This window comes from Halomonas getboli (genome assembly GCF_023094245.1).
In the GTDB taxonomy this organism is placed as follows: domain Bacteria; phylum Pseudomonadota; class Gammaproteobacteria; order Pseudomonadales; family Halomonadaceae; genus Halomonas; species Halomonas getboli.
On sequence record NZ_JALMEW010000015.1, the window covers coordinates 1 to 571 of the forward strand.

Annotated in this window: 1 protein-coding gene; it reads right to left on the bottom strand. The window is 70.6% G+C overall.

Translation table 11 applies throughout. The features are described from left to right. On the bottom strand, nucleotides 1–571 hold a 571-nt coding region (locus tag MYL53_RS17160), incomplete at both ends, for a pyruvate kinase (protein WP_247855291.1).

Sequence of the window (571 nt, forward strand, 5' to 3'; positions counted from 1 at the left end):
TGTGTGCCAGGCCGACGATCGGCAGCCCGGAGCGGATGCGCGAGGCGATCAGCGGGGTGTAGCCGGTGGAGGTCATGCAGGCGATGGCGGCCACGCCCTCGAGGTGGTTGGCGGCGTACATCGCCGACAGCGCGATGGTCTCGTCGATGCGCTCGAAGCCCTCGTGGATACGGTGGCCGGAGGATTGGGCAATGCGCTCGCGCTCGGCGCCCAGGCACACCCGGGCCATGGCCTCGACGGTCTCCACCGGGAAGTCGCCGGCGGCGGTCTCGGCGGACAGCATCACCGCGTCGGTGGCGTCGAGCACCGCGTTGGCCACGTCGAACACCTCGGCCCGGGTCGGCAAGGGCGAGTCGATCATCGACTCCATCATCTGGGTGGCGGTGATCACCGCGCGGTTGTGGCTGCGGGCGTGCTTGATGATGCGCTTCTGGGTGCCGATCAGCGCCTCGTCGCCGATCTCCACGCCGAGATCGCCGCGGGCCACCATCACCGCCTCGCTGGCCTCGATGATGCCGTCGAGCGTGGCGTCGTCGGCCACCGCCTCGGCGCGCTCGAGCTTGGCCACCAG